This is a genomic window from Comamonas testosteroni TK102, assembly GCF_000739375.1.
In the GTDB taxonomy this organism is placed as follows: Bacteria; Pseudomonadota; Gammaproteobacteria; order Burkholderiales; family Burkholderiaceae_C; genus Comamonas; species Comamonas brasiliensis.
The window spans coordinates 4,607,257-4,633,703 of record NZ_CP006704.1 but is presented as its reverse complement, the minus strand read 5'-3'; the positions used below and the strand labels follow the sequence as shown (position 1 = coordinate 4,633,703).

19 protein-coding genes and 1 pseudogene are annotated in these 26,447 nt (G+C 63.4%); 8 read left to right on the top strand and 12 right to left on the bottom strand.

Translation table 11 applies throughout. The features are described from left to right. Nucleotides 1–57: 57 nt before the first annotated feature. The 3 genes and pseudogenes from O987_RS20895 to O987_RS20885 form a co-directional block, all read right to left on the bottom strand. Nucleotides 58–2,356: pseudogene (locus O987_RS20895) on the bottom strand (NADP-dependent malic enzyme). Between the two features lie 169 nt (nt 2,357–2,525). Further along, nucleotides 2,526–4,013: a nucleobase:cation symporter-2 family protein gene (locus tag O987_RS20890; protein ID WP_043374532.1), complete on the bottom strand. Its 1,488-nt coding sequence runs from the start codon at nt 4,011–4,013 to the stop codon at nt 2,526–2,528. A 659-nt stretch (nt 4,014–4,672) separates the two neighbouring features. Further along, nucleotides 4,673–5,857 (bottom strand): MFS transporter, encoded by a 1,185-nt coding sequence (locus O987_RS20885; RefSeq protein WP_043374530.1) that lies wholly within the window; start codon nt 5,855–5,857, stop codon nt 4,673–4,675. 129 nt (nt 5,858–5,986) lie between these two features. Between O987_RS20885 and O987_RS20880 the strand changes: the two genes are divergently transcribed. After that, a complete protein-coding gene (locus O987_RS20880) occupies nt 5,987–6,961 on the top strand; it encodes a LysR family transcriptional regulator (RefSeq protein WP_003052423.1) in 975 nt (324 codons plus the stop codon). Nucleotides 6,962–7,045: 84 nt separating this feature from the next. On the opposite strand, the gene O987_RS20875 is transcribed toward O987_RS20880, so the two are convergent. The 4 genes from O987_RS20875 to O987_RS20860 are packed head-to-tail and all read right to left on the bottom strand — an operon-like array spanning nt 7,046 to nt 11,733. Next, nucleotides 7,046–8,323, bottom strand: coding sequence for a M20 family metallopeptidase (locus O987_RS20875; protein ID WP_043006678.1), 1,278 nt, complete (start codon nt 8,321–8,323; stop codon nt 7,046–7,048). Next, a complete protein-coding gene (gene uraD, locus O987_RS20870; RefSeq protein ID WP_043374527.1) occupies nt 8,320–10,095 on the bottom strand; it encodes a 2-oxo-4-hydroxy-4-carboxy-5-ureidoimidazoline decarboxylase in 1,776 nt (591 codons plus the stop codon). The genes O987_RS20875 and uraD overlap by 4 nt, the downstream gene beginning before the upstream one ends. Nucleotides 10,096–10,102: 7 nt before the next feature. Beyond that, nucleotides 10,103–11,059, bottom strand: a complete 957-nt coding sequence (puuE, locus tag O987_RS20865; protein WP_003052429.1) for an allantoinase PuuE — start codon at nt 11,057–11,059, stop codon at nt 10,103–10,105. Continuing rightward, nucleotides 11,056–11,733, bottom strand: a complete 678-nt coding sequence (locus tag O987_RS20860; protein WP_019043607.1) for a GntR family transcriptional regulator — start codon at nt 11,731–11,733, stop codon at nt 11,056–11,058. The genes puuE and O987_RS20860 overlap by 4 nt, the downstream gene beginning before the upstream one ends. Before the next feature lie 212 nt (nt 11,734–11,945). Here O987_RS20860 and O987_RS20855 point away from each other — a divergent pair, with 212 nt between their 5' ends. Continuing rightward, nucleotides 11,946–13,298, top strand: coding sequence for a glycerate kinase type-2 family protein (locus O987_RS20855; RefSeq protein WP_043374525.1), 1,353 nt, complete (start codon nt 11,946–11,948; stop codon nt 13,296–13,298). Nucleotides 13,299–13,442: 144 nt separating this feature from the next. On the opposite strand, the gene O987_RS20850 is transcribed toward O987_RS20855, so the two are convergent. Then, the gene (locus O987_RS20850) at nt 13,443–14,360 is read right to left on the bottom strand and encodes a LysR family transcriptional regulator (RefSeq protein ID WP_043374523.1); all 918 of its coding nucleotides are present in this window, start codon (nt 14,358–14,360) and stop codon (nt 13,443–13,445) included. Nucleotides 14,361–14,469: 109 nt separating this feature from the next. Here O987_RS20850 and gcl point away from each other — a divergent pair, with 109 nt between their 5' ends. From gcl to glxR, 3 genes are all read left to right on the top strand, one after another. Continuing rightward, a complete protein-coding gene (gene gcl, locus O987_RS20845) occupies nt 14,470–16,260 on the top strand; it encodes a glyoxylate carboligase (protein ID WP_043374520.1) in 1,791 nt (596 codons plus the stop codon). Between the two features lie 148 nt (nt 16,261–16,408). After that, nucleotides 16,409–17,212: a hydroxypyruvate isomerase gene (hyi, locus tag O987_RS20840; protein WP_043374517.1), complete on the top strand. Its 804-nt coding sequence runs from the start codon at nt 16,409–16,411 to the stop codon at nt 17,210–17,212. Nucleotides 17,213–17,296: 84 nt separating this feature from the next. After that, nucleotides 17,297–18,208 carry a 2-hydroxy-3-oxopropionate reductase gene (gene glxR / locus O987_RS20835; RefSeq protein WP_003052441.1) on the top strand — a complete coding sequence of 304 codons (912 nt, stop codon included), beginning with the start codon at nt 17,297–17,299 and terminating at the stop codon, nt 18,206–18,208. 96 nt (nt 18,209–18,304) lie between these two features. On the opposite strand, the gene ggt is transcribed toward glxR, so the two are convergent. After that, nucleotides 18,305–20,140: a gamma-glutamyltransferase gene (ggt, locus tag O987_RS20830; protein ID WP_043374516.1), complete on the bottom strand. Its 1,836-nt coding sequence runs from the start codon at nt 20,138–20,140 to the stop codon at nt 18,305–18,307. A gap of 327 nt (nt 20,141–20,467) precedes the next feature. Here ggt and uraH point away from each other — a divergent pair, with 327 nt between their 5' ends. Beyond that, complete coding sequence (gene uraH / locus O987_RS20825) at nt 20,468–20,818, top strand: hydroxyisourate hydrolase (RefSeq protein ID WP_003070903.1); 351 nt, start codon at nt 20,468–20,470, stop codon at nt 20,816–20,818. Nucleotides 20,819–20,953: 135 nt separating this feature from the next. On the opposite strand, the gene O987_RS20820 is transcribed toward uraH, so the two are convergent. Then, nucleotides 20,954–21,343, bottom strand: coding sequence for a DoxX family protein (locus tag O987_RS20820; RefSeq protein ID WP_003052449.1), 390 nt, complete (start codon nt 21,341–21,343; stop codon nt 20,954–20,956). Between the two features lie 326 nt (nt 21,344–21,669). Here O987_RS20820 and O987_RS20815 point away from each other — a divergent pair, with 326 nt between their 5' ends. Further along, nucleotides 21,670–22,254 (top strand): YSC84-related protein, encoded by a 585-nt coding sequence (locus O987_RS20815; protein ID WP_043374513.1) that lies wholly within the window; start codon nt 21,670–21,672, stop codon nt 22,252–22,254. Between the two features lie 138 nt (nt 22,255–22,392). On the opposite strand, the gene O987_RS20810 is transcribed toward O987_RS20815, so the two are convergent. Both O987_RS20810 and O987_RS20805 read right to left on the bottom strand, forming a co-directional pair. Further along, the gene (locus tag O987_RS20810) at nt 22,393–23,751 is read right to left on the bottom strand and encodes a sensor histidine kinase (protein ID WP_043374510.1); all 1,359 of its coding nucleotides are present in this window, start codon (nt 23,749–23,751) and stop codon (nt 22,393–22,395) included. Beyond that, nucleotides 23,744–24,439 carry a response regulator transcription factor gene (locus tag O987_RS20805; protein WP_003052457.1) on the bottom strand — a complete coding sequence of 232 codons (696 nt, stop codon included), beginning with the start codon at nt 24,437–24,439 and terminating at the stop codon, nt 23,744–23,746. The genes O987_RS20810 and O987_RS20805 overlap by 8 nt, the downstream gene beginning before the upstream one ends. Nucleotides 24,440–24,843: 404 nt before the next feature. Between O987_RS20805 and O987_RS20800 the strand changes: the two genes are divergently transcribed. Next, complete coding sequence (locus O987_RS20800) at nt 24,844–26,337, top strand: efflux transporter outer membrane subunit (RefSeq protein ID WP_235214193.1); 1,494 nt, start codon at nt 24,844–24,846, stop codon at nt 26,335–26,337. Nucleotides 26,338–26,447: the final 110 nt, after the last annotated feature.

Sequence of the window (26,447 nt, the reverse complement as noted above, 5' to 3'; positions counted from 1 at the left end):
CCCCGAAGGGCGTTCTTGTGGCTGCCTCGGGCGGGATGCCCGAGAGGTGCCGTTTGATCAGCTGCGCAGTGCGATGGCCTGAGCGGCTGCCAGAGCGGTCATGTTGACCACGCGGCGCACGGTGGAGGAGGGCGTCAGCACATGGGCGGAGGCCGAGCAGCCCATCAGGATGGGGCCGATGGTGGTGCCATGGCCGCCCGTGGTCTTGAGCACGTTGAACAGGATGTTCGCGGCGTCGAGGTTGGGGCAGATCAGCACGTTGGCCGCGCCGGTCAGCGAGGACTCCAGCAGGGAGTGGCTGCGCACGTTGGCGTCCAGTGCCGCGTCGCCGTGCATTTCGCCATCGCACTCGATGCCGGGGTTGGCGGCGGCGAACAGGTCGCGTGCAGCGCGCATCTTGCGGGCCGAGCCACGCGTGGACGAGCCGTAGTTGCTGTGCGAGAGGAAGGCCACCTTGGGGGGGCAGGCCGAAGCGGGCCACTTCGTCGGCAGCCATCTTGGCGATCTCGGCCAGCTCTTCGGCGCTGGGGGCGTCGTTGATGTAGGTATCGGCCACGAACAGCGTGCCGGACTCCAGCATGACGGCGTTCACGGTGGCGAACTCGTTGGCGCCCTTCTTCAGGCCCAGCACATCTTCCAGATGGGCCAGGTGGCTGTCGAAGCGACCGACCAGGCCGCACAGCATGGCGTCGGCATCACCCAGGTGCACCATCAGGGCGGCGATCAGGGTGTTGGAGCGGCGCACCGCAGCCTTGGCGGCTTCGGGAGTGACGCCGTTGCGGCCCATCAGCTTGTGATAGGTCTCCCAGTACTGACGGAAGCGGGGATCGTCTTCGGGATTGCAGATTTCCACATCCTTGCCCAGCTGGATGCGCAGGCCGGCCTTGGCAATGCGGGCTTCGATGACGGCAGGGCGACCGATCAGGATGGGCTTGGCCAGGCCATCGTCCACGGCAACCTGCACGGCACGCAGCACGCGCTCGTCTTCACCTTCGGCATAGGCCACGCGCTGCAGATTGGCCTTGGCGGCTGCAAACACGGGACGCATGAACATGCTGGTCTGGTAGACAAAGCGGGTCAGGCTTTCGCGGTAGGCGGCGATGTCCTCGATGGGGCGGGTGGCGACACCGGATTCGGCGGCGGCCTGGGCCACGGCGGGAGCGATGCGCAGGATCAGGCGTGTATCGAAGGGCGTGGGGATCAGGTAATCGGGGCCGAAGGTCAGCTCCTTGCCCTGGTAGGCGGCGGCGACTTCGTCGCTGACGTCCTGCTTGGCCAGGGCGGCGATTTCACGCACGCAGGCCAGCTTCATGGCTTCGGTGATCTTGGTGGCGCCGCAGTCCAGCGCGCCACGGAAGATGTAGGGGAAGCACAGGACGTTGTTGACCTGGTTGGGATAGTCGGAGCGGCCGGTGGCCACGATGCAATCCGGGCGGATGGCCTTGGCCAGTTCGGGGCGGATTTCGGGCTCCGGGTTGGCCAGGGCCAGGATGATGGGCTTGTCGGCCATGGTCTTGACCATGTCGGCAGTCAGCACGCCGGGAGCGGAGCAGCCCAGGAACACGTCGGCGCCGTCGACCACGTCGGCCAGGGTGCGGGCTTCGGTGTTCTGAGCGTAGCGCTGCTTGGAGGCGTCCAGACCGCCGGGGCGGCCTTCATAGATCACGCCCTTGGAGTCCACCATGTAGACATTGGAGCGCTTGATGCCCAGGCCCACCATCACGTCCACGCAGGCAATGGCAGCCGCGCCGGCGCCGGAGACGGCCACCTTGACGGCGCCGATGTCCTTGCCCACCAGTTCCAGGCCATTGAGCAAAGCGGCGCTGGAGATGATGGCCGTGCCGTGCTGGTCGTCATGGAACACCGGAATGTTCATGCGCTTGGACAGCTCCTGCTCGATGTAGAAGCACTCGGGAGCCTTGATGTCTTCCAGGTTGATGCCGCCCAGGGTGGGCTCCATCGAGGCAATGATGTCGATGAGCTTGTCGGGATCGCGCTCGGCCAGTTCGATGTCGAAGACGTCCACGCCGGCAAACTTCTTGAACAGGCAACCCTTGCCTTCCATCACGGGCTTGGAAGCCAGCGGGCCGATATCGCCCAGGCCCAGCACTGCGGTGCCGTTGGTGATCACGCCGACCAGGTTGCCGCGCGAGGTGTACTCGGCGGCGGTCGAGGGGTCTGCCTCGATGTCCAGGCAGGGATAGGCCACGCCCGGCGAGTAGGCCAGGGACAGGTCACGCTGGTTGGACAGGGGCTTGGTAGGGGTGACGGAAATCTTGCCTTTGACGGGGCTGCGGTGGTATTCGCGGGCCGCATCGCGCAGGGCTTGTTCGGCGGAGGACAGGTTTTGTGTCATACGAAATATTTATCAGCAAGTTGCTTCTCGGAGCTTACCGGATGGCAAGAAGCATTTTGAGTCAGGTCTGTTTTGCTTCAACTGTATCGACAACAAACCCCCTGGCGCACTGTGGGGCGGCAGGGGGCTTGGGCTGGCGGGTAAGCCGGCGTTCGCTTCGGACTGGCGTTTAGTGAGCGTCAGCCTCACGTGCTGCGTTGATGGCAGCGCTGTTGTCTTTGGCGGCTCCGTTAAAGAAAAGATTCAATGCCACGGCGGTAATCGAGGACAGCAGGATACCGGATTCAATCAGTGGATGGATGGAATGGGGCATCCACTGACGGAAATTAGGGGCAACCAGAGGAATCATGCCCACGCCGATAGACACTGCCACGATCATGGCGTTGTTCTTGTTGTTGCGGAAATCCACATTGGCCAGGATGCGGATGCCGGTGGAAGCCACCATGCCGAACATCACCAGACCTGCGCCGCCCAGAACCACGGTGGGCAGGGATTCGATCAGGGCCCCCATCTTGGGCAGCACGCCCAGGACGATGAGGATCACGCCACCGGCCACGCAGACCCAGCGGCTGAGCACGCCGGTCACGGCCACCAGACCCACGTTCTGCGAGAAGCTGGTGTAGGGGAAGGTGTTGAAGATGCCGCCGATCAGCGTGCCCAGACCGTCGGTACGCAGACCGCGGGTCAGCTCGTCCTGCGTGATGTCGCGCTTGGCCATGTCGCCCAGGGCCAGGAACATGCCGGTGGATTCGATCATCACCACGACCATCACCAGACTCATGGTGAGGATCAGGATGGGGTCGAAGACGGGCATGGCGATCTGGAAGGGCAGTACCAGGGTGAACCACTCGGCCTTGGTGACCTTCTCGAAGTTCATCAGCCCCATGGCCACGGAGATCACGCCACCGATCAGGATGCCCATCAGCACCGAGATATTGGCCAGGAAGCCCTTGGCAAAGCGTGCGATCAGCAGGATGGACAGCAGCACGATGCCCGAGACCGCAGCGCCCTGCAGATCGGCGTACTTGGGGTTGGGCATGGTGGGCAGCACCGAGAAGCCCTTGGGAATGGCGGGCAGCGAGGAGCCGGGGGCGCCGGTCATGGCCTGGGCCTCGGCCAGCCACTTCAGATGCTCGGGGTTGGGTACGGAAGGGGCGGTCGGGCCTACGGGGTTGCCGAAGATCCAGTTGATGCCTACACGCATCAGGCTGATGCCGATGACGGCGATGATGGTGCCCGTCACGACCGGAGGGAAGAAGCGCAGCATGCGGCTGATGAGCGGCGCAATGAGGATGGAGATCACCCCCGCGCCTATCACCGAGCCAAAGATCAGGCCTGCGCCGGCGTTGCCGCCGGTGCTCTGTGCCATGGACACCATGGGGGCCACGCTGGCAAAGGTCACGCCCATCATCACGGGCAGCTTGATGCCGAACCACTGGGTTGCGCCCATGGCCTGGATCAGGGTGACCAGGCCGCAGACGAACAGGTCGGCAGAAATCAGGTGCGCGACCTGCTCCGGAGGAAGGTTCAGGGCACGGCCCACGATCAGCGGCACGGCGACGGCACCGGCATACATGACCAGAACGTGCTGCAGACCTAAGGCGGTGAGCTTGCCAAATGGCAGAACCTCATCCACGGGATGCACTTGGGATGTCATAAAAACATGTCTCCTCACTCTATATTGGCTTCAGGTTGGCATGCGATTCGCGAACGGCATGCAATCCATACAAAAAGTGTATACAGCTCATAACGCGCAGCATCTAGCGGTAAACCCTGCTCAAATTTCGGTTTCTGAATGGGATGCCAATGGTTATGTTTTTCGTGCATAACCATCTAAGGTAACTACCAATTGCTATCAAATATGTAGCTTCTGACTCTTTGTTTTTCTAATTTTCTGAATAAAACATATTGAAACCTATTGATATCAAGCGGTAGGTGCTTTGTTTTTCATAGCGGATCTTGCGCGATATGCAATCGGCGCGGATCTGGCTCCGGTTATGCGCGCGCAGGTTTCGGGTCTTGAAACATCTAGTGAAAGAAAGCGGGCTGCCAAGCGAGGATCGCTCGCATGCATTAGCGTTGAGGAAGGTGCAAAAAAAGGCATTGAGCCCGGAATTGGTGCACCTCCGTGCAAAAGCGTGCATGGAGGCCCGCCAAGAGGCTCTGCGCTGTAACAGGAGCCAAAGCGGTGCAAGAACCATGCCGAAGTGGTGCGCACGCAAAAAAGGCGACCTTGAGGTCGCCTTGGGTGTGGAGTGCGCTGCGGGAATGCGTTGTAGCGGCTGCCGAGGCGGCCACGCTATTCAGCCTGCCCCCTCAATGCATGCCTGCCGCCATGGCCGGTGGCTGGCCGGAACTGGCCCGGTGTGGAGCCAGGCTGGCCATGAGCAGCGCTGCGGCCGCAGGCAGAGCGGCAGCCCAGGCCAGCGAAGTCAGGCTCAGGTCCTGCGCGATCACTGCTCCACCCAGCCAGGCACCCAGGGCATTGCCCAGATTGAAGGCCGCGATATTGAGGCTGGACGCCAGATTCATGCCGGCCTCGCCCGCAGATTGCAGCACGCCCATCTGCAGCGGCGCCACGGTGGCAAAGGCGGCAATGCCCAGCAGCAGCACAAAGGCAATCGCCAGCGGCGTGCTTGCAAACATCCAGCGGCCCGCGATCAGCACCAGCATCAAGGCGGCCAGCGACACCCACAGCGCGCGCTGCACGCCAAAGCGGTCGGCCAGCTTGCCGCCCGCATGGTTGCCCAGGGCCAGCCCCGCGCCGAACAGCAGCAGGGTGAAGGCGATCATGCGGTTGTCCATTCCCGTGATCTGGGTCAGCAGCGGCTCTATATAGGTATAGAGGGTGAAGACGCCAGCGAAGCCGATCACCGTCAACAACAGGCCGCGCCACATGGCGCGATTGCGCAGCACGGCCAGCTCCTGCGTCAGGCCCTGAGGGTTGGGCATGCTGAGTGCGCGTGGCACATGGCGCAGCAGGATCAGCAGCGCGATCACGCCGATGCCGCTGACGCTGGCAAATGCCATGCGCCAGCCCCAGTGCTGGCCGATCCAGGTGCCGAAGGGAACGCCCAGCAGCGTGGCCAGGGTCAGGCCGGAGAACATCAGTGCAATGGCCGAGGCTTTCTTCTCGGGTGCCACCAGTTGCGTGGCGACGACCGCACCTACGCCGAAGAACGTGCCGTGGGTCAGCGAGGTCAGCACGCGTGCTGCCAGCAGCCAGCCATAGCTGGGTGCCAGGGCGGCGGCGGCATTGCCGGCGATGAACAGCAGCATCAGGCTCAGCAGCAGCAGCTTGCGCGGCCAGCGGCGCGAGGCCAGCGTGAGCACAGGGGCGCCCACGGCGACGCCCACGGCATAGCCGGAGATCAGCGTGCCCGCCGTGGGGATGGAGATATGAAGATCCTGGCTGACCTGGGTCAGCAGGCCCATGATGATGAATTCCGTGGTGCCGATGCCGAAGGCACCGGCGGCCAGCGCAAGCAATGCTGCAGGCATGAAGAACCGTCCTTGTGAAAATACCGCGAAGGGCTGAACTGTGAACCTGCGGCAGAAGGCGCGCTAGCCCTTGATGCGGACAAGCATTTGTTCCTGTGCGGAATAAATCGCATCTCTATGATGTGATTCATGAAGAAATCGATTGCTATGCCGACCGCTCAGGAGCAGGGATCGGACCGCTTTGTGGAGCTGCAGACCTTTGTGCTGGTGGCCCAGCAGGGCAGCTTCTCGGCGGCGGCGCGCCTGCGCGAGGTCTCGCCCTCGGCGGTCAGCAAGATCGTGGCCCGGCTCGAGACCCGGCTGGGCGTGCAACTGCTGCGTCGCAGCACCCGGCGGCTGGAGTTGACGGCGGAGGGCGAGCAGTTGCTGGAGCAGGGCAGGCAGTTGCTGGCGGACTGGCTGGCGCTGGAGTCCTCGGTTACCCGGCAGGGCCAGCCCACCGGCGTGGTGCGCATCAATGCAAGCTCCTCCACCGGCAATCGCCTGCTGGTGCCACTGGTCGGCCCGCTGATGCGGACCTGGCCGGGCCTGCAGCTGGACCTCAGCTTTACCGATCATGTCGTGGACCTGATAGCGGCCCGTGCCGATATCGCCCTGCGCTGGGGAGAGCTGCCGTCTTCGGACATGGTGGCGCGCAAGCTGGGTCACACGCGCCAGGTGATCGTGGCCTCGCCCGACTATCTGCAGCGCTTTGGCAGGCCGGCCCATCCCGATGAGCTGTCAGGCCATGTGCGCATTGGCTGGAACTACCCGCGGGCCATTCCCCACTGGCCGTTTGTGGTGGCGGGCAAGGCGGTGACGGTGAGCATGGGGGAGGTGCTGCGCGTCAACGATGGCGAGGCCATGGCCAACCTGGCCAAGGCCGGGGCTGGTCTGGCGCGGCTGTCGCTCTATCACGCCTGGGAGGATCTGCACGCGGGCAGGCTGCAGGCGCTGCTCGAAGACTTCAATCCCGGAGATCTGCAGCCCATCCATGCCGTGTATGTCGGCAAGCCCGGCCAGCTCCCGGTGAGAACGCGGGCAGTGCTGGATTTTCTGGCCAGCCATGTGGACCTCAGCCATGCCGAGCAAATGCCTACCGACCTGCGGGTGTCGCGCACATAAAAAAAGAGCCCGGACGAATCCAGGCTCCTTGAAAAACCTCCATCCAGTCTGGAGAAGGCTAGGCGTTCAAACGGTAGTTGGTGCTCAGGCAGTCAGGTCCACCAGCGAACGGGCCACCACCTTGGTGGCACGGCGCAGGTCTTCCAGCACCAGGCGCTCGTCGGAGCGCTTGGCGTGCGATTCCAGCACGGTGCGGGGGCCGGCGCCGTAGATCACGCCGGGGATGCCGCGCTCGACGTACAGGCGCACGTCGGTGTACAGAGGCGTGCCCACTGCGGGAGGTTTTTCGCCGAAGACGGCTTCGCCGTGGGCCTGGATGGCGTCGACCAGAGGCTTGTTGCCGTCCAGCGGGGTCATGGCATTGGCCAGCAGCAGGCGCTTGATGTCCACGCGCACGGCGTCTTCACCGGTGTAGCCGCCCTGGGTGTTGAAGTCGGCGATGGCCTTGGCGATGACAGCACGGATGCTGGCTTCGACTTCCACGGGATTCTCTTCAGGAATCATGCGGCGGTCGATCTTGAGCATGACCTTGCCGGGCACCACATTGGTGTTGGTGCCACCGTCGATGCGGCCGATGTTCAGGTAGGGGTGCTTGATGCCGGGCACCTTGGAAGTGACTTGCTTGTACTTCACGTTCTCGGCGTACAGCGCCGTGAGCAGCACCGCAGTGGCTTGCAGCGCGTCCACGCCGGTGTGGGGCACGGCGGCATGAGCCATCTTGCCCTGCACGGTGATTTCCATCTGCAGGCAGCCGTTGTGAGCGGTCACAACTTCGTAGCTGAAGCCTGCTGCGATCATCAGGTCGGGCTTGGTCAGGCCTTTTTCCAGCAGCCAGCCGGGGCCCATGATGCCGCCGAACTCTTCGTCATAGGTGTAGTGCAGTTCCACAGCGCCCTTGCTGGGCTTGGCCACGGCTTCCAGAGCACGCACGGCAAAGGTGAAGGAGGCGAAGTCGCTCTTGCTCACGGCAGCGGCACGGCCATAGAGCTTGCCGTCCTCGATCTCGGCGCCGTAGGGGTCCTTGGTCCAGCCTTCGCCCGGAGGCACCACGTCGCCGTGGGCGTTCAGGGCGATGGTGCGGCCGCCGTCACCGTAGGGACGGCGCACGATCAGGTTGGTGATGGATTCCATGCCGTAGGCCTTGACGTCGGCTTCGGGCACGACGTGCTTTTCGGCGTCGAAGCCAAAGCCCTTGATCAGCTCGGCAGTACGTTCGGCATGGGGGGCATTGTTGCCGGGAGGTGTGTCCGTGGGCACTTGCACCATGGCCTGCAGAAACTTCACTTCTTCGTCGAAGTGCTCGTCAATCCATGCATCGATGGCGGCGTAGGTGGCTTGCTTGTCTTGATTCATATTGGTCATTGCTGTTCTTGAGCCAGTTGGTGGAGGAGGTGGGTGAAGGCATCCACGGACAGTTGCATGTCGTCGGAGGTGGAAGCTTCCAGCGGGTTGTGGCTGATGCCGGCGTTCATGCCGCGCACGAACAACATGGCCTGGGGCATGATTTCGTGCAGCTTCATGGCGTCGTGACCGGCGCCGCTGGGCATGCGGAACAGGGGCACGCCCAGTGCGTCGACAGCGTTTTCCCAGCGTTTCTGCCATTCGGGAGCGCTGGGTGCAGCCGCTGCCTTCATGGACAGATCGGTGGTGTAGCGCAGGCCGCGGCGTTCGGCGATCGCTGCCATCTCGGCCATGATGTCGTTGATCATGGCGTCGCGCTGCTCGTTGGTGGGGGCACGCAGGTCCAGCGAGAACTGGCAGCGGCCGGGAACCACGTTGACCGAGCCCGAGGGCACGTTCAGCTGGCCGATGGTGGCCACGCTGTCGCCATCCTGGCCGGCGCGCTTTTCGATGTACAGCGACAGCTCGGCCACGCCGGCTGCGGCGTCGCGGCGGCGGTCCATGGGCGTGGTGCCGGCGTGGCTGGCCATGCCGATGAATTCGCAGACATAGCGGGCGCTGCCGTTGATGGAGGTGACGATGCCCAGGGGAATGTCCAGCTCGTTGAGCACGGGGCCCTGCTCGATGTGCACTTCCACAAAGCCCAGGTACTTGGCGGGGTCGCGCTCCAGCTTGGGGATGTCGTCGATGCACAGGCCGGCATGCAGCATGGCTTCGCGCAGCGTGATACCGTCAGCGTCCTTCTGTTCCAGCCATTCCTGCTTGAAGTCGCCCACCAGGGCGCCCGAGCCCAGGAAGGTGGCCTTGTAGCGCTGGCCTTCCTCTTCCGAGAATCCCACCACTTCGATGTTGAAGGGCAGGCGCTTGCCTTGCTGGACCAGTTGCTTGACGCAGGCCATGGGCACGAAGATGCCCAGGCGGCCGTCGTACTTGCCGCCATTGCGCACGGTGTCGTAGTGGCTGCCGGTCAGCAGGGTCTTGGCGCCTTCGGTGGCTGCCCTGTAGCGGCCCACCACATTGCCCACGGCGTCGATCTCGACCTCGTCGAAGCCGATTTCGCGCATCCAGTGGCTGATGCGCTGGGCGCAGGCGCGGTGGGCGTCGGTCAGATAGGTCACCGTCAGCTGGCCTTTTTCGGCATAGCCAGGGTCGCTGTTGGTGGACAGGCGTTCCTGCCAGTCCCAGACTTCGTTGCCTTCGACGGGTTCGTAGCCGAACTTGTCGTTCAGGCGGATCTCGGCGATGCGGTGGATGTTGCGCAGTGCCTCGGCCTGTTCGTAGGCCGGATGGTTGAACATGCGACGCTCGAAGGTCGCAATGATCTCGGCCTTGCTCAGACCCAGACCGCGCGCGCCGCGCACGGCCAGGATGAAGGGGAAGCCGAAGCGCTTGCCGTATTCGGCGTTGAGCTTGCGGATGTGCTCCAGCTCTTCGGGCGTGCAGTTGGTCAGGCCCGCCTTCTTCTGCTCATTCGTCGATTCGGCGGTGAGCGTGTTGGTCTCCATCTGCTTGCCGGCCAGCTCCGGGTGGGCGCGGATCAGGTCGAGCTGAGCCTGCTCGCTGGACTCGGCCAGCACCTTGGCCATGGCGTGCTTGATATGCGCCATGGACTTGAAGGGACGCTGCTCCAGCGCCTTGGCGGCAATCCAGGGCGAGTGCTCGTACAGGCCATCGAGCAGGTCGGTGGCGGTGGCCGCATCGGCGGCATTCAGTTGTTCCAGGGTCAAAGCCATGTCGCAATCAATCCTTGCAAGGGAAACGCTCGGCCCAGTGACGAGCCAAATCAATACGGCGGCACACCCACACGTTGTCGTGCTTCTGGATGTGGTCGAGGAAGCGCTGCAGCGCTGTAATCCGGCCGGGACGGCCCAGCAGTCGGCAGTGCATGCCGATGCTCATCATCTTGGGGGCGTTGTCGCCGCTGGCATTGCCCTCGGCGTACAGGACATCGAATGTGTCCTTCATGTACTGGAAGAACGGATCGGCATGCGAGTAACCCTGGGGCAGCGCAAAGCGCATATCGTTCACGTCCAGCGTGTAGGGAACGATGAGCTGGTTGTGCGTCGTGCCGTCGCTCTTGGCGACCTTCATCCAGAAGGGCAGGTCGTCGCCGTAGTAATCGCTGTCGTAGCTGAAGCGGCCGGCATCGGCCACCAGACGGTGGCTATTGGGGCTGTCGCGGCCGGTGTACCAGCCCAGGCCGTGGTCGCCGTCCGCGCCGTACAGCTCTTCAAAGATGTCCACGCATTGCTGCATGTGGGCGCGCTCGATCTCCTCGGGCACGTTCTGGTAGTGAATCCACTTCAGGCCGTGGCAGGCCACCTCGTGACCGAGCTCGTCAAAGGCCTGGGCCAGCTCGCGATGCTTTTGCAGCGCCGTGGCCACGCCGAACACGGTCAGCGGCAGACCGCGCTTCTCGAACTCCTTGAGAATGCGCCACACGCCGGCGCGCGAGCCGTATTCATAGATGCCGTCCATGCTCATGTGACGGTCCGGGTAGCTGGCGGGATTGAACATCTCCGACAGAAACTGCTCGCTGCCGGGGTCGCCATGCAGGATATGGTTCTCACCGCCTTCTTCGTAGTTCAGCACGAACTGAACGGCCACGCGGGCTTTGCCGGGCCATTCGGGATGGGGCGTGTTGCGGCCGTAGCCAATCAGGTCGCGTGGGTAGGAGGCGGTGGAATCGTAAGTCATAGGGATACGGATGAAAGTGCCATCGACAAGTCGTTCGTTGGCAAATCGCGGTCGAAGGTCAGGCCTGCTTCCACGTGGTCCAGGTGCAGCTGCATCAGCTGCACCGCATGTTCGGCATCGCCCGCGGCCAGCGCGGTCACGATGTCGGCATGTTCTTCGTGCGAATGCTCGGCCGCCGATGCAGACTGGTACATCAGGGTGATCAATGCGCAGCGGGAAATCAGCTCGCCCAGCAGCTGTGCCAGCACCTCGTTGCCCATGAGCTCGGCCATGCGCACGTGGAAGTCGCCCAGCAGCTCGGTGCGCTGGCCCACGTCATTGGCTTCCATGGCCTTCTTCTCGGCAGCCACATGCTGCTTGAGGGCGCGAATCTTGGCGGCGCTGCTTTGCTTGACAAAGCTGCGGACCATCTCGGCCTCGAGCATGCGGCGCACGGCAAACACCTGGCGCGCCTCGTCCACCGAAGGCGTGGCCACAAAGGCGCCGCGGGCGGGCTCGAGCCGGATGAGACGGTTCTGCGAAAGCTGGAACAGGGCCTGGCGCACCAGGGTGCGGGAAACTCCAAAGTGGTCGGCCAACTTTTGCTCGGCCAGCTTGGTGCCGGGCATCAGGCGATGCTCGACGATGGCCTTGGTCAGGCTTTCGACAATGAAACTGGTGGTGGAAGTTTCCATAAATCCATCATAGCGGTTGAAGACAAGTTTTGTATACAGTTTCTGTTCACCAAACATGGTGTTTGTATCGATGTTCAGGCGCAGAAAGCTGTGCGCAAGCGCGCAAACCCAATGGGAGCAAGGGCTTGCAACATTGGTATTGCAAAGATCAGCAGTGTTGTGACTGGGGGCCCTCTGTAAGGGAAAAAAGCCCGAATGCACAATGCGCAGCTATGCAAGCACAGAATACATCCTCGCGCGCGCAGGCCGCGGCAACGCCTGTTCCCCAGCAAGACCCGGCTGGCTTTCTGCGTCATCTGTATGACGTGGCGGTGCGCAATGCCCTGCCCATTGAGGGTCTGGCGCGCCATCTGCCCAAGCCGCCCAAGGGGCGCACGCTGGTGCTGGGCGCAGGCAAGGCCGGCGGCTCCATGGCGCAGGCGCTGGAAGCTCTGTGGCCGCAGGATGCCCCGCTGTCGGGTCTGGTGGTGACGCGCTACGCACACATTCCCCCACGCCCCGAAGGGCTGGCCCAGCGCCTGGAGGTGGTGGAAGCCGCCCACCCGGTGCCGGACGCGGCGGGTCTGGCTGCGGCCGAGCGCATTCTGGCGCTGACCGAGGGGCTGACGGCCGACGATCTGGTGATCTGCCTCATCTCCGGCGGTGGATCTTCCCTGCTGACGCTTCCCGCCGAAGGCATCGACCTGGCTGAGAAGCAGCGCATCAACAAGGCGCTGCTGGAGAGCGGCGCGGCGATTGGCGAGATGAACTGCGTGCGCAAGCACCTCTCGCGCATCAAGGGCGGCCGTCTGGCAGCCGCCTGCCATCCCGCCAAAGTGGTGACGCTGACCATCAGCGATGTGCCCGGCGACGATCCTTCGGTGATCGCCAGCGGACCGACGGTGCCGGACGCGTCGACCTGTGCCGATGCACTGGCCATCCTGGACCGCTACCAGATCGGCATTCCCGAGTCCGTGCGCGCTGCGCTGCAAGCCGGCGAGCTGGAGACGCCCAAGCCCGGTGATGCCCGCTTCGAAGGCCATGAGGTGCATCTGATCGCCACGCCCCAGCAGTCGCTGAAGGCCGCGGCGGCGGCTGCCCGCGCGGCCGGCATTGCCGTGCATGTGCTGTCCGACGAGATGGAGGGAGAGTCGCGCGAGGTGGGCAAGGTCCATGCAGCGCTGGCGCGTGCCGTGGCCAGGCATGACCAGCCTTTTGCCAAACCCTGCGTGATTCTCTCGGGTGGCGAAACCACGGTGACCATCCGCCCGCGTCAACCCGGTGCGGCCAAGGGGCGCGGCGGGCGTGCCGGCGAGTTCTGCCTGGGTCTGGCCCAGGCCCTGCAGGGTCAGGAAAAGGTCTGGGCGCTGGCTGCGGATACCGACGGCATCGACGGTGTCGAGGACAATGCGGGAGCCCGTGTCTTGCCCTGCACGCTCAAGCGCGCGGCAGAGCTGGATCTGCGCATCAGCGATCACCTGGATCGCAACGATGCCTATGGCTATTTCTCGGCACTGGGCGATCTGGTGATCACCGGTCCGACGCATACCAATGTCAACGACTTCCGTGCCATCCTGGTGCTCTGATCCGCTGTATCGATAGCAGCTTGCGCCTGATCATCAAGGATTTCAGGCTGTATTGATACTGAAGTTATTGACCAGAGGGTGGTAGGTGCTTTGTTTTTAATAGCGATATGCAGGGATTGATTCTTTTACAGAATCAATATGCAATCACCCGCCCCGCGGCAGATCCTCCCACCAGGCATCGTCGAACTTGCCCTGAAGGAAGGCGATGAAGGACTGCACTTTCTGCGGCACCAGACGCGGCGAGGGGTAGACGGCGTGGATCTCCTGCTCGGGCAGGCGGCAGGTCTTGAGCACTTCCACCACGCGACCGTCCTTGAGCGAGTCCTGGGCCACGTAGCGCGGCAGGGCCGCAATGCCCATGTGCGAGCGGGCCGCCGCCAGCAGGGCCGAGAGATTGTTGGAGCGCAGCCGCCCGGTGACGGGAATCGACACCGGCTCGCCGCTGGCATTGCGCAGGCGCCAGATGTCGTTGCCCTGCACGCTGCTGTAGATCAGCGTGGAATGCTCCTTGAGGTCCGAGGGGCGGCGCGGCGTGCCGTGCTTGCGCAAATAGGTGTTGGAGGCCACCAGCATCCAGGGGTTGACGCCCAGCATGCGCGCGCCCAGCGAGGAGTCGGCCAGCTTGCCCAGGCGCAGCGCCACGTCGATGCCGTTGGCCACCAGATCGGTGTAGCGGTCCTCGAAGCTCAGATCGACCTGTACCTGCGGGTTGTGCTTCATGAAATCCATGGCCAGCGGAATGAGTACCCGGCGTCCGAAGGCCACCGAGCTGCCGATGCGCAGCTGACCCTGGACCTGGGTCTGGCGCACCTTGACCACGTTCTCCGCCTCGGCCACGTCGCTGACGATGATCTTGCACTTTTCGTAGTAAAGCGCGCCGGCTTCGGTCAGGCTCACGCCGCGCGTATTGCGGTTGAGCAGACGCACCTTGAGGCGAGCCTCCATGGCCGCGACCTGCTTGGTCACGGTGGGCTGGGTGGTGGCGAATTCCTGGGCGACCTTGGTGAAACTGCCGGTCTCCACCACGCGCACAAACATGTGCATCGCGTCGAGTCTGTCCATGGGTTCATCTCCTATTTATTCTTGGGTGGAATAAATTTTATGGTCTGAGGGCGGCTTCCAGCAAGCAAAGGTCTTGACTAAAGTTCAACCAAGTTTTTAGGAGACCCTCATGGCCAAAATGAAAGCAATCGACGCCGCAGTCCTGGTGCTCGAAAAAGAAGGTGTAACCGTGACGTTTGGTGTGCCCGGCGCGGCCATCAACCCGCTGTACGCTGCAATGAAGAACCACGGCGGAATCGGTCACATTCTGGCCCGTCACGTGGAAGGCGCCAGCCACATGGCTGAAGGCTACACCCGTGCCGTCGCTGGCAACATCGGCGTGTGCATCGGCACCAGCGGCCCTGCCGGCACCGACATGATCACCGGTCTGTACTCGGCCAGCGCCGACTCCATTCCAATCCTGTGCATTACCGGTCAGGCGCCTCGCTCGCGTCTGCACAAGGAAGACTTCCAGGCCGTGGACATCGCCTCCATCGCCAAGCCCGTGACCAAGTGGGCCACTACCGTGCTGGAACCTGCCCAGGTGCCACGTGCCTTCCAGCAGGCTTTCCACCTGATGCGCTCCGGTCGTCCCGGCCCCGTGCTGATCGATCTGCCCATCGACGTGCAACTGGCCGAGATCGAGTTCGACATCGACACCTACGAGCCCCTGCCTGCCTACAAGCCAGCTGCCTCGCGCAAGCAGGCCGAGAAGGCCATCGAGATGCTCAACGAATCCGAGCGTCCCTTGCTGGTCTCCGGCGGCGGTGTGATCAACGCCGATGCCTCCGATCTGATGGTCGAGCTGGCCGAGATCCTGAACGTGCCCGTGATCCCCACCTTGATGGGCTGGGGCACCATCCCCGACGATCACCCCCTGATGGTCGGCATGTGCGGTCTGCAGACCAGCCACCGCTACGGCAATGCCAACATGCTGGCATCGGACTTCGTGTTCGGCATCGGCAACCGCTGGGCCAACCGTCACACCGGCTCGGTCGAGGTCTACACCAAGGGCCGCAAGTTCATCCACGTGGACATCGAGCCCACGCAGATCGGCCGCGTGTTCGCGCCTGACTACGGCATCGTCTCCGATGCCAAGGCGGCTCTGGAGCAATTCGTTGCCGTCGCCAAGGAGTGGAAGGCAGCCGGCAAGCTCAAGTGCCGCAAGGCCTGGGTGGCCGAGTGCCAGGGTCGCAAGAACAGCGTCGAGTATCTGCGCAAGACCAACTTCGACAACGTGCCGATGAAGCCCCAGCGCGTCTACCAGTGCATGAACAACACGCTGGACCGCGACACCACCTATGTGTCCACCATCGGTCTGTCGCAGATCGCCGGTGCCCAGTTCCTGCACGTGTACAAGCCCCGCAACTGGATCAACTGCGGCCAGGCCGGTCCTCTGGGCTGGACCACTCCCGCCGCTCTGGGCGTGCGCGTGGCCGATCCCCAGCGCAAGATCGTGGCGCTGTCCGGCGACTACGACTTCCAGTTCATGATCGAAGAGCTGGCCGTGGGCGCGCAGTTCAAGCTGCCCTATGTTCACGTGCTGGTGAACAACAGCTATCTGGGTCTGATCCGTCAGGCACAGCGCGCTTTCTCGATCGACTATTGCGTGCAATTGGCGTTCGACAATATCAACATGGATGAGGGTGATGCGACCCGCGGCTACGGTGTTGACCATGTTAAGGTCGTTGAAGGCCTGGGTTGCAAGGCGATTCGCGTTCATCGCGCCGAAGACTTTGCCCCCGCCATGCAGCAGGCCGAAGCCTGGATGGCCGAGCACAAGACCCCTGTGGTGATCGAGTGCATCCTGGAGCGTGTGACCAACATCTCCATGGGCGCCGAAATCGACAACGTGGTCGAGTTCGAAGACCTGGCGACCGAAAAGGCCGACGCGCCCAGCGCACTGGCTCTGCTGGACTGATAGGAAAACTCCCCCTGAGCGGCTGTGCCGCTCCCCCCTGCCTTTGCAGGAGGGGGACGACGCTTTCGCTGCGGGGCGGCGCGGCCGGCTCAGGCCCTTGCTTGGCGTCCGCCAGCCCCACCATTAACGATTACCGGAGACTTTTATCATGCCCCGTTTTGCAGCCAACCTGAGCATGTTGTTCACCGAGGTGCCTTTCCTCGAGCGTTTTGAGCGTGCCGCAAACGCAGGCTTTGAAGCCGTGGAGTTTCTCTTCCCCTACGCTCATACCGTGGAAGAGATCAAGGAGCGCCTGGACGCCACCGGCCTGAAGATTGTTCTGCACAACCTGCCCGCTGGCGACTGGGATGCGGGCGAGCGCGGCATTGCCTGCGACCCCAAGCGCGTGGACGAGTTCCGCGCCGGCGTGGTCAAGGCCGTGACCTATGCCCACGCCCTGGGTGTGCCCCAGCTCAACTGCCTGGCCGGCAAGGTTCCTGCCGGTGTCGACGCTGCCGTGGTGCGCCGCACTTTCGTGGAAAACCTGCGCTTTGCTGCCGCCGCCCTGAGCGCTGCCAACATCCGCCTGCTCATCGAGCCCATCAACCCCTTCGACATCCCCGGCTTCTACCTGAACCGCACCGAGGATGCCCTGTCCATCCTGGACGAAGTGGGTGCGCCCAACGCCTTTGTGCAGTACGACATCTACCACGCCCAGCGCGTGGAAGGCGAGCTGGCTGCCACCATGCAAAAGCAGCTGGGCCGCATCGGTCACATCCAGCTGGCCGACAACCCCGGTCGCAACGAACCCGGCACCGGCGAGATCAACTACCCCTTCCTGTTCGCACACCTGGATCGCATCGGCTACGACGGCTGGATCGGCTGCGAATACAAGCCCGCCAACGGCACCGAGTCCGGCCTGGGCTGGCTGCAGAAGATCGGCGACTGGAGCAAGGTCGCCGTGGCTGCCTGAATGGATGACAAGGCCTGTGGCGCCTGCTCGCAAAGCGCCACCAGCCCCCGAATTTGAGTATCAAGAAAACTGAGGAGTACAACCATGAACGCATCGTCTCTCAAGCTGGGCTTTATCGGTCTGGGCATCATGGGCGCGCCCATGTGCGGCCACCTGATTGCGGCCGGCCACCAGCTGTTCGTCAACACCGTGGGCAAGGTGCCTGCCAACATCGCCGAAACCAGCGCCACCCAGTGCACCACCGCTCGCGGCGTGGCCGAGCGTGCCGACATCATTTTCATCATGGTGCCCGACACTCCCGACGTGGAGAAGGTGCTGTTCGGTGAAGACGGCGTGGCAGCCGGTCTGAAGGGCAGCGCCGGCAAGATCGTGGTCGACATGTCCTCCATCTCGCCCGTGGCCACCAAGGACTTCGCCAAGCGCATCGAAGCCGCCGGCGCCCAGTACCTGGACGCTCCCGTCTCCGGCGGTGAAGTCGGTGCCAAGAACGGCACCCTGTCCATCATGGTCGGCGGCCCCGATGCGGCTTTCGAGCGCGTCAAGCCCCTGTTCGACAAGATGGGCAAGAACATCACCCTGGTGGGCGGCAACGGCGACGGCCAGACGGCCAAGGTGGCCAACCAGATCATCGTGGCGCTGAACATCGAAGCCGTGGCCGAAGCCCTGCTGTTCGCATCGCGCGCCGGTGCCGATCCAGCTCGCGTGCGTGAAGCCCTGCTGGGCGGCTTTGCCTCTTCCAAGATCCTGGAAGTGCATGCCGAACGCATGATCAAGCGCACCTTCGATCCTGGCTTCCGCATCGCCTTGCACCAGAAGGACCTGAACCTGGCCCTGTCCAGCGCACGTCAGCTGGGCGTGTCTCTGCCCAACACGGCACAGGCACAGGAACTGTTCAACAGCTGCGTGGCCCACGGCGGTGCAGCCTGGGATCATTCGGGCATGGTGCGTGCCCTGGAAATCCAGGCCAACTTCGAAATCGGTCAGAAGGCTGAATAAAGAGAGGTGGGGAGGGCGGCCACTGGCCACGCGTACGGCCAGCAGCCGCCTCAAGTGAAAGCCGCGCTCGGGGGAGCGCGGCTTTTTTGTTCGGCGTCAGAACCCCATGGTTTTTCCATCAGGATTGCGCGGGTCCGAGGCACCGCGCAGCAGGCCGTCACGGACCTCGATGGTCTGCGAGCGGCCCATGGATGCCTTCAGTGCCACCTTGTGGCCCCACTGCCTGAGCAGGGCCAGCGTATCTGGGCTGAAGCCTTTTTCAACGCGCAGCTCGTCAGGCGTCCACTGGTGATGAAAGCGCGGCGTGGACGCCGCCTCGGCCGGGTTCATGCCGAAGTCGATGTGATTGACGACCTGCTGCAGCACCGTGGTGATGATGCGCGCTCCGCCCGGACTGCCGGTGACGAGGACCGGCTTGCCGTCCTTGAGCACCAGGGTCGGCGTCATCGACGACAGCGGCCGCTTGCCGGCCTGCACGGCATTCGCATCGCCGCCCACCAGACCATAGGCATTGGCCACACCGGGCTTGGCCGAGAAATCGTCCATCTCGTTGTTGAGCAGAATGCCCGTGCCCCTGGCGACGATGCCGCTGCCGAAATTGGTGTTCAGCGTATAGGTCACGGCCACGGCATTGCCGGCCTTGTCCACCACGGAGTAATGGGTGGTCTGGTCGCTTTCATAGGCCTGGGGCCGGCCGGGCCGGATGTCCTGGCTGGGTCTGGCCTGCTGGGGCTTGATGCCCGCAGCCAGCTCGCCGGCATAGTTCTTGGAGATCAGTCCCTTGAGCGGAATCTTCACGAAGTCCGGGTCGCCCAGGTATTCCGAGCGGTCGGCATAGGCGAGCTTCATGGCCTCGGTCATGTAGTGCATGCTTTGCGCACTGTTGGCGCCCCATTGATTCATGGGCCAGCGCTCCATCATGTTCAGAATCTGAATCAGATGCGCGCCGCCCGAGGAGGGCGGAGGCATGGTCACGATCTGGTAGCCACGGTAGCTGCCGCGCACGGGTTCGCGCTCGGCCACCTTGTAATCGCGCAGGTCCTGCAGAGTGATGGCATTGGCATGCGGCGCCATTTCAGCAGCGATCTTCTGCGCGATCGCTCCCTGATAGAAAGCCTTGGCGCCTTGCTGGCTGATCAGGCGCAGGGACTGCGCCAGATCCTTTTGCACCAGCCGCTCGCCGGTTTGCAGCGGCGCGCCGTTCTTCCAGAAAACGGCCTGGGTGGCCGGCCAGCGGCCCATCTGCTTTTTTTCCTGCTCCAGGGTCTTGGCCAGGGTTACGCTGACGGGATAGCCCTTGTCCGCCAGCGCAATCGCCGGCGCCATGACCCTGGCCAGCGGCATGCTGCCCCAGCGCGAGAGCGCGTGCGTCATGCCCGCCACGGTGCCGGGCACGCCCACGGCGTAGTGGGTGTGGAGCGATTTCCCGTCTATGACCTTGCCATCGGCATCCAGGTACATGGTGCGTGACGCGCCCCTTGGGGCCACTTCGCGGAAGTCCAGCGCAATGTCCTTGCCGCTCCGCGTATCGTGCACCATCATGAAGCCGCCGCCGCCGATATTGCCGGCATTGGGCAGGGCCACGGCCAGGGCAAAGCCCACGGCCACGGCGGCATCGACGGCATTGCCGCCCGCTTTGAGAATATCCACGCCGATCTGCGTGGCCAGTTCCTGCTCCGAGGCCACCATGCCGTTCTTGGCGATGACGGGGTGAAAGACATCCAGCTCGAAGTCGTAGGCGGCAGCGGCAGCCTGGGCGGCGGCAGTCTGGGTGACGGCTGGCGCTGCGGCCTGGGCCTTGGCATCGTTGCCGCTGGCCTGAGCCGTGCCGTCCTTGCGCGCGGGCTCCGGCGCTGCGGTGCTGCTGCAGGCGCTCAGGCCGGTCAGAGCGATGAGCAGGCTGGCTGCCAGGGCGGTGGTGCGCAATTGCATGCGTTGTCTCCTGTTCGCTTGATGAGTCGGACCAGTGTATAGAGGCTGGAAAGGAAGCCAACCGGGCAGACCTGGCTATGTGCCTGAAAGTCAAGGCAGAAAAGCCTTTGATGGAGTACAGAAACTGTATACACTTTGGAAATCAAAGCGCAGCGCTCGCACGCGGGCAGACTTTGTGATGGCATAGATGTTTTAGGACTTACGCAAACAAGAATGCAACAACGGCCTGCCTTCTGAGGCAGACGTCCTGCCTGAACTCGTTTTTTGCGCAAGTCGTGTGTTTGATACAACCAAGGGCAGTGGCAAACTGCCTGTGAGGAGATTTCCATGGGCCTGAGCACCCACGTTCTCGACACCATGAATGGCTGCCCCGCCGCAGGCATGGCCGTCGAGCTGTTTTCCACCGAAGGCGACAAGGCCACGTTGATCAAGAGCCTGGTGCTCAATCACGACGGCCGTACCGATGCGCCGCTGTTCGACAACAACACGCTCAAGGTCGGCACTTATCGCCTGACCTTTGACGTTGCGGCCTACTTCAAGGCCCGTGGCGTGCAGCTGCCGGAACCCAGCTTTCTGAACAAAGTGAGCCTGGACTTCGGCGTGGCCAATGTGGAGCAGCACTACCATGTGCCTCTGCTGGTCAGTCCCTGGAGCTACTCCACCTATCGCGGCTCCTGAGCGGGACGTAAGTCTCTCGAAGCGGGAGACATATCAAAAACAAGAGCGGCTTGCGCACGTCATTTAAAGGTTTCAGCATGAAAAGGCATTGAAACCAATAGATGACAGGCGCAAGCTGCTCCTGTTTTTAATGACTTATTTGCCTTTGGAATAGGCCATGGCCACCACCAGGGCGCTTACGAAGTAAAAGGCCTGCAACTCCAGCGCCCAGCCGCCGGTGTTGTTGAGCATCAGAATCTGCCGGGTGTGCATCAGCGCAAATGCCACCACCATATTCACCGCAATCACCAGGGCGGCCGGCACCACCCACAGGCCCACCAGCAGCAGCAAGGGGGCGACCACTTCGCCCAGATAGACCGCATAGGCCAGAAAGCCCGGAGCGCCCAGGCTCTCGATCTTGGCCTCGATGCTGCCGATGCCATAGCGAATCTTGGCCCAGCCGTGCAGCAGCATGAGCAAGGCCAGCGTGACACGCAGCACAACCAGCGCTGCCTTGGGGTGGTGAAAATAATTCCAGAACTTCATGAACTTCCTGTCGTCCGAGCTATGGCTACATCAACAATGCTAGCGCCTATTTCAGTGTTCTCGCTTGATCGCGCTTAGATCAGGCCCGTTCTTGGCGCATGTCCTTGTTGTAGGTATTTTTCGACACCTGCGCTTGTCTTCTGTAGGCCAATGGCGCAAGCTGTAACTGCTGGGTTTTATCGGCAAGGCTGCCGACTAGCATCGAGCCAACCCTGCATCTGACAGCTTTGCATCGGGGGGATGTGCAAAAGCGAACCAATGTCGGACCGCAGGACCTTCTGCCTCTGAAATGTGTCTACACATTCATCCCATGAAAGGATATAGGTATGCGTCAAATTTCTCTGCGTTCTGTTGCGATGGCTGCCGCACTGGCTGCCGGTGCCATGACCATGACGGCCTGCACCACGACCAAGCCTGAAACCGCAGCGGCGCCCCGTGCTGATGCCACGACGATCAATACGCGTGCCAATGCAGCACTGGAGCGTCTGTACCAGACCGCACCAGGATCCAAGGAAATGGTGCAACGCGCCAAGGGTGTGCTGATCTTCCCGTCGGTGATTGGCGGCAGCTTTGTGGTGGGGGTCGAGCATGGCCGTGGCGTGCTGCGCGTGGGCGGTCAGAACCGTGGCTTCTACAGCACCACAGCGGCTTCCATCGGCTGGCAGGCCGGCGGCCAGTCCAAGGCTGTGATCTATGTGTTCAACACACAGGAAGCGCTGGACAAGTTCCTGCATAGCGATGGCTGGTCTGTGGGCGCCGATGCCACCGTGGCCGCTGGCCGGATTGGCGCCAACGGCAGCGTGGACACCACGACTGCCCAGGCTCCCGTCACCAGCTATGTGCTGACCAACGCGGGCCTGGAGGCCGGGGTATCGCTGCAGGGCACCAAGATCACCAAGGTGGTCGAATAAGCCTTGCCGGCTTGCAGCCACAAAAAAACCGGCTACGGCCGGTTTTTTGTTGTCCGCAGCCGAAGGCATGCGTTGCATGCGCGCCGGGCCCGGGAGTTGTGCGGCCAGCGCGCTGGCCGTGCCCCGCAGCCTGCCGGCTCACTGCGCAAACGCGATTTCGATGCAGGTTCCCCTGCCTCGCGGATGGTCGAGAATCCTCAGCACCGCACCATGCCTTGCAGCGATTTCCTTGACGATGGGCAGCCCCAGACCGCAGCCATCGCCGCTACCGTCCTGGCCGCGATAGAAGCGCTCCAGCACCAGCGGCCTTTCCTGGGCGGGAATGCCCGGTCCGTCGTCGTCCACGGCCAGCAGGACGGGAGATGACTGCAGGCTCAGGGTCACCCTGCCGCCTGATTGGCCATAGCGGATGGCGTTGTCCACCAGATTGCCGATCAGCTCGCGCAGCAGCACTGCCGAGCCCTGCACCCAGACGCCGGCGTCCGGGCCGTCGTAGCCCAGGTCGATATGGCGGGCAATGGCCGCATCGGCCCAGCGTTCGAGCTCCTCACGCGCCAGCTCGGCCAGATCCACCGGCGTCATCGGCATGGATTGCTCCGATCGCGCCAGCGTCAGCAACTGGTGGGTGAGGTGGCGCGCGCGCCTCACGGCGGTGAGGATATGCGTGAACGCTTCGGCCCGCCGGGCTTCGTCGGGCTCGCGCACCGCCCGCTCCGTCTGTACCTGCAAGGTCGTGAGCGGCGTGCGCAATTGATGGGCGGCGTTGGCGATGAAGCGCTGCTGCACATCCTGCGAGTTCGCCACTCTTGCAATCAACTGATCTAGGGCGTTCAGCAGGGGCTCGAGCTCCGTCGGCACTCCCTCTGCCTTGTCCAGTGGTGCCAGCTTCTCGGGTTCGTAGCGATCCAGATTGCGCGTGAGCCTATCAATGACCTTGAGGCCGGAATCCACGGCAAGCCACACCACGACACCTGCCAGCATCAGCACCAGCGCCAGCAGTGGCACGGCGTAACGCAGGATTTCCTCGATGATGGAATCGTGCTTGCGCCGGGTCTGTGCCACCTGGATGAGGAACTCGTCGTTGGGATATTGCAGGCGCACCGCCACGATGCGAACCTGGCGCGGGCCGATTCTGCCGTCGTAGAAATAAGGCGTGTTCAGTGCCAGGCCGCCAGGCGGCAGCGGGAAGTCGGCGTTGTGCAGCATGACGCCATGCTTGAGCGAGCGCACTTCTTCCGAGATTTCATCGATGCTGTCGAACTCGAACATCTCCTTGGCCGCCTTTGGCAGGTCGAGTATGGAGCGCTCGCCGTCATGCGTGATCTGCTGGGCCAGCGTCATGGCGGCGTCGTAGAGCCAGCGGTCGTAGACGACGGAGGCGATATGCCTGGCCAGCCAGATGGTGCCCAGTGCGCCAAAGATCAGGGTCAGGGACAAGGGCCCGAACAGGCGCACCAGCAGGCGTCGGCGCAGGCTGAAGCGGGTCGACTTATTCATGGGTCTGAGGGCGGGGCTGCTGTTCCAGGCGGTAGCCCAATCCGCGCAGCATGCGAATGCCTACACCGGCGCCGGCGTCCTCCAGCTTGCGCCGCAGGCGGCTCACGAAGACCTCGATGGAGGAGGGATTGATGTCGCTGGCCCAGGTGTAGAGCGACTCGATGATCTGCTGCTTGCTGATGATGCGGCCCTGGCGCCTGAGCAGCAGCTCCAGCACCGCCATCTCGCGCGCCGTGAGCATCAGTTCATGGTCGTGCACGGTGGCGATGCGTGCCGCCGGGTCCAGCATCAGGTCTCCAAACCCCAGCGTGAGGCTGGCGCCGCTGGACGATCCGCGCCGCAGCAGCGCGCGAATGCGCGCTTCCAGCTCGCCCAGCGCAAAGGGTTTGGGAAGATAGTCGTCGCCGCCCGCGTCCAGGCCGGAGATGCGATCTTGCAGATCGTATCTGGCCGTGAGGATGATCACGGGCGCCGCGACCCCCTGTCTGCGCAGACGGCGCAGCACGCTGAGGCCGTCCTCATCCGGCAGTCCAAGGTCGAGGATCAGCAATTCATAGGCCGTGGTTTTGCAGGCCTCTGTGGCAGCGTGGCCGGTGTGCACCGCGTCCACCGCGTAATTGGATTGCGCAAGGCTGTGCACCAGGCCATTGGCCAGTTCCAGGTCGTCCTCGATCAAAAGCAGGCGCATGGCAAGTCATCCGGAAAGGTTCAAGAAAGCTTGGGGAAGGGCTGGATCAAGCTTCGATTGCTAGAGTCAAAAAGTCTTCCGCGATTGTCACATCGGAGAGCGAAAACAACCAATGCGGATGGTGATCGAGCATGGCGCCTCGATGGGAGCACGGCCCGTGGATTCCATGGCGTTGCTGCTTTGCGCAGACGCCTGCGCCGCGCTTGATCGGCGGTGTTTTGCTTCGAAGTCACGCCGGCTCACGGGCTGCAGAACACCGTCTGTCCTGACATGGTCGGCCCTGTTGGGGGACTCTCCCGGCAGCTGCCGATCATAAGTGGGATGCAGAGTTGGCAATGGTGCCGGCCCTGTCGTAAGAAATTTTTTGTCCCAGGCCTGCGGCACTGGGAAGGAGCACTTGCAGAGTGAGCCCCATAGTATTCAGAACGAGCAGCGACCTGGCTCCCACGGGGCGGCGACTCCTCGCCTTGCCTGTCTGGGCGGTGCTGCTGACAGGCTGCGCGGTCGGCCCCGATTTCCAGCGGCCGCCACCGCCCGCCAATGCGGCGTTCACCCGCGATGCATTCCCGGCCGCCACCGTCGCTGCGCCCGGAAGCACCGGGCAGGCGCAGCAGTTTCTGGCAGGAGTCGATGTGCCGGATCGCTGGTGGACGCACTTCCAGTCGCCCGAGCTCGATGCCCTGGTGCAGGAGGCGCTCAAGGCCAACCCGACCGTGGCGGCGGCGCAGGCCGCGCTGCGCCAGGCTCAGGCCATGGTGAAGGCGCAGCGCGGTGCATACCTGCCCAGGGTGCAGGCCGGATACACGCCGAGTCGCCAGAAGGATGCCGGCGAGTCGCCCTTCACCTTGCACACGGCGCAGGTGTCGGTCGGCTTCACGCCCGATGTTTTTGGCGGCAACCGGCGCGCGGTCGAAGCACTGCGTGCCTCGGCCGAAGCGCAGCGCTTTCAGCTCGAAGCCACCTATCTGACGCTGGCTGCGAATGTGGTGACGACGGCTGTCGAGCAGGCGTCGGTGCGCGATCAGATCGCCGCCACGCGGGCCATTGTGATCGCCAATACAAGAGCGCTGGAGATTCTGCGGCGCCAGCTGGCAGTGGGTCAGGTGGCCGGGCTGGATGTCGCCCTGGTGGAAGCCGCCTTGGCGCAGAGCGAGCAGCAACTGCCAGAGCTCGAGAAGCAGCTGGAGCAATCGCGCAACGCCCTGGCTGCGTTGATCGGCCGCTTGCCGGCCGAGGCGCCCGAGCACCAGTTCAGCATCGATTCGCTGAAGCTGCCTCAAGAGCTGCCGCTGAGTCTGCCTTCCCAACTGGTGGAGCAGCGTCCCGATGTGCGCGTGGCGGCGGCCGAGCTGCAGGCAGCCAGTGCGCAGATCGGTGTCGCCACGGCCAATATGCTGCCGCAGTTCTCGCTCACGGCTGCACGCGGCGGAGCGGCCGGCGCGTTCGGCCAGATGTTTGCGACAGGCAATCCGTTCTGGAGCATCGTTGCCGAGATGAGCCAGACGCTGTTTGCGGGCGGCACGCTGATGTATGAGCGCAAGGCTGCACAAGCAGCCTTCGACCAGTCTGCGGCGCTCTACAAGGAGGCGGTGATCGCCGCATTCCAGGATGTGTCCAACACGCTGTATGCCTTGAAGTCGGACGCCGAAGCGCTGAATGCGGCCGTGCGCACCGAGCGTGCCACGCAGCGTGCGCTGATGCTGGTGCAAAAGCAGCTCGCCGCCGGCGAGGTGGACGCGCTGGCCCTGACGGCAAGCCAGCAGGCTTACCAGGAAGCGGTGATCGCGCGTGTACAGGCCCAGGCAGCTCGGCTGGTCGATACCGCTGCGCTCTTCCAGGCGCTGGGCGGCGGCTGGTGGAACCAGGCCAGGGCCGACACGGTGGCATCCAAGGATTAGCACCGGCACAACGACAGGACGCGGCACGACAGCCAAGCCTCCCGGCCTCTCTTTGCCGGATGGCTGCCGTGCGGCGGATGAGAACCGATATTTCTGGAACTAGCGACTGA

What these genes read in the sequence shown, in the direction of transcription:
- O987_RS20880 (WP_003052423.1), top strand. Translation starts at nt 5,987, where the DNA reads ATGAAGAAATCGATTGCTATGCCGACCGCTCAGGAGCAGGGATCGGAC.
- uraD (WP_043374527.1), bottom strand. Translation starts at nt 10,095, where the DNA reads ATGGCTTTGACCCTGGAACAACTGAATGCCGCCGATGCGGCCACCGCC.
- O987_RS20810 (WP_043374510.1), bottom strand. Translation starts at nt 23,751, where the DNA reads ATGAATAAGTCGACCCGCTTCAGCCTGCGCCGACGCCTGCTGGTGCGC.
- O987_RS20860 (WP_019043607.1), bottom strand. Translation starts at nt 11,733, where the DNA reads ATGGAAACTTCCACCACCAGTTTCATTGTCGAAAGCCTGACCAAGGCC.
- hyi (WP_043374517.1), top strand. Translation starts at nt 16,409, where the DNA reads ATGCCCCGTTTTGCAGCCAACCTGAGCATGTTGTTCACCGAGGTGCCT.
- O987_RS20850 (WP_043374523.1), bottom strand. Translation starts at nt 14,360, where the DNA reads ATGGACAGACTCGACGCGATGCACATGTTTGTGCGCGTGGTGGAGACC.
- gcl (WP_043374520.1), top strand. Translation starts at nt 14,470, where the DNA reads ATGGCCAAAATGAAAGCAATCGACGCCGCAGTCCTGGTGCTCGAAAAA.
- O987_RS20855 (WP_043374525.1), top strand. Translation starts at nt 11,946, where the DNA reads ATGCAAGCACAGAATACATCCTCGCGCGCGCAGGCCGCGGCAACGCCT.
- uraH (WP_003070903.1), top strand. Translation starts at nt 20,468, where the DNA reads ATGGGCCTGAGCACCCACGTTCTCGACACCATGAATGGCTGCCCCGCC.
- puuE (WP_003052429.1), bottom strand. Translation starts at nt 11,059, where the DNA reads ATGACTTACGATTCCACCGCCTCCTACCCACGCGACCTGATTGGCTAC.
- O987_RS20875 (WP_043006678.1), bottom strand. Translation starts at nt 8,323, where the DNA reads ATGACCAATATGAATCAAGACAAGCAAGCCACCTACGCCGCCATCGAT.
- glxR (WP_003052441.1), top strand. Translation starts at nt 17,297, where the DNA reads ATGAACGCATCGTCTCTCAAGCTGGGCTTTATCGGTCTGGGCATCATG.
- O987_RS20885 (WP_043374530.1), bottom strand. Translation starts at nt 5,857, where the DNA reads ATGCCTGCAGCATTGCTTGCGCTGGCCGCCGGTGCCTTCGGCATCGGC.
- O987_RS20890 (WP_043374532.1), bottom strand. Translation starts at nt 4,013, where the DNA reads ATGACATCCCAAGTGCATCCCGTGGATGAGGTTCTGCCATTTGGCAAG.
- O987_RS20815 (WP_043374513.1), top strand. Translation starts at nt 21,670, where the DNA reads ATGCGTCAAATTTCTCTGCGTTCTGTTGCGATGGCTGCCGCACTGGCT.
- O987_RS20820 (WP_003052449.1), bottom strand. Translation starts at nt 21,343, where the DNA reads ATGAAGTTCTGGAATTATTTTCACCACCCCAAGGCAGCGCTGGTTGTG.
- O987_RS20805 (WP_003052457.1), bottom strand. Translation starts at nt 24,439, where the DNA reads ATGCGCCTGCTTTTGATCGAGGACGACCTGGAACTGGCCAATGGCCTG.
- ggt (WP_043374516.1), bottom strand. Translation starts at nt 20,140, where the DNA reads ATGCAATTGCGCACCACCGCCCTGGCAGCCAGCCTGCTCATCGCTCTG.